Consider the following 1,604-nt stretch of genomic DNA (forward strand, 5'->3'; position numbering starts at 1 on the left):
GCGCCACGGGCGCCGGGCTCGATCCGCGCCGGGTGGCCGTCGCCCTCAGCACCGGTATGGGCGACACGGATCTGCACGAGGGCTGGTGGACCGGCGAGGCGCCCGCGTCCGGCCGCTGGGCGCCCGCCTTTCCGCTGGCCTCGGTGGTCGGCGGCTGGTTCGGTGCGCAGGGCGTCAACACCTGCGTCAGCAACGCGTGCGCCGCCAGCGGCTACGCGCTTTCGACGGCCGCCGATCTGATCCGCTCCGGCGAGGCCGACGTGGTCATCGCGGGCGGCGCCGAGGCGTACTCCCGGGTCGCCCTCGCCTGCTTCAACCGGCTGGGCGCCATCGACCCCGAGCGCTGCCGCCCGTTCGCCGCCGAGCGGCGCGGCACCGTCTTCGGCGAGGGTGCCGCCGTACTCGTCCTGGAGTCCGCCTCGCACGCCCGCGCACGCGGCGCGCGCACCGTCTACGGCCGTCTGGCGGGCGCGGGTTGGAGCTGCGACGCCTACCACGCGACCGCCCCCGAGCCCTCCGGCGAGCAGATCGAGCGCGCGATGCGCGTGGCGCTGCGGGAGGCGGGGGTAGGGGCAGCGGCCGGGGCAGGGGCCGAATCCGGCTCCGGCGGGCTGGGGTTCGTGATCCCGCACGGCACCGGCACCGCGCTCAACGACGTCGTGGAGAGCCAGGTGCTGGACGCGCTGACCCCCCGGACGCCGCTCTACAGCGTCAAGGCGCTCATCGGGCACACCGGCGGCGCGGCGGGCGCGTTCGCCGCGCTGGCCGCCAGTCTGGTGCTGCACCACAAGACGCTGCCGCCGAATGTGCCGATCGGCACGCCGGACCCGGAGTGCGCGGTGCCGCTGGCGTCCGGCTCCGCGCCCATGACCGGGGCGTATGGGCTGGTCAACGCCTACGCCTTCGGGGGCAACAACATCTCGCTCGTCTTCGGGGAGGCCGCCGCGTGAGCGACGCACGTGCGGCCGCCGGGCCGCGGATGGCGACGAAAGCCGCGCCTGACCGCCGCGTGTGCGGAGAAGCGAACGAGGAGGCGGCGCGCGGCGAACCGACCGGCGGCCTGGTGGTGACGGGCATCGGCACCGTGGGCGCGGACGGCTTCGACTTCCGTACCGCGCTCGGCCGGCACGGCTACAAGTATCTGCCCGCCGCCTCCCAGTACTTCCTCGCCGCGGCCAAGGGCGCGCTGGCACAGGCGGGCCCGGACGCCCTGGAGGCGGTCGGGCCCGAGGAGCGGGGCGCCGCGGTGGGCACCAACAGCGCGGCCGTCGCCCTGCACCACGCGATGGACCGTACGGTCACCGCCACCGGGGCCGGGGATCTGTCGCCGGTCACCGCGCCCTACTTCTCCATCAATCTCTTCGGCAGCCGGCTGGCCACCGAACACGACCTCAAGGGCTTCAACCTCACCTTCACCAGCCCCCGGGTCGCGGGCCTCGAAGCGCTCCAGAACGGCCAGCGCGCCATCGCCACCGGGCGGGCCCGGTGGCTGCTGGCCGGGGCCACCGAGGAGGCGCTGCCCGAGGGCGAACCGGGGGCCGATACCTCGGAGGCCGGAGCCGTCGCGCTGGTGCTGGAGCCCGAGGCGGCCGCCCGGAGCCGGG

General features: G+C 75.9%; 2 protein-coding genes. Both read left to right on the top strand.

Annotation, left to right across the window (positions count from 1 at the left end; translation table 11 throughout):
* Positions 1 to 950: beta-ketoacyl-[acyl-carrier-protein] synthase family protein (locus tag KN815_RS47900; protein WP_216348037.1), on the top strand; the 950-nt coding region annotated here is incomplete at its 5' end.
* The coding region (locus tag KN815_RS47905) for a beta-ketoacyl synthase N-terminal-like domain-containing protein (RefSeq protein ID WP_301184717.1) at positions 947 to 1,604 on the top strand (658 nt) is incomplete at its 3' end. The genes KN815_RS47900 and KN815_RS47905, both read left to right, overlap by 4 nt.

The organism is Streptomyces niphimycinicus (assembly GCF_018883605.1).
Classification (GTDB): domain Bacteria; phylum Actinomycetota; class Actinomycetes; order Streptomycetales; family Streptomycetaceae; genus Streptomyces; species Streptomyces niphimycinicus.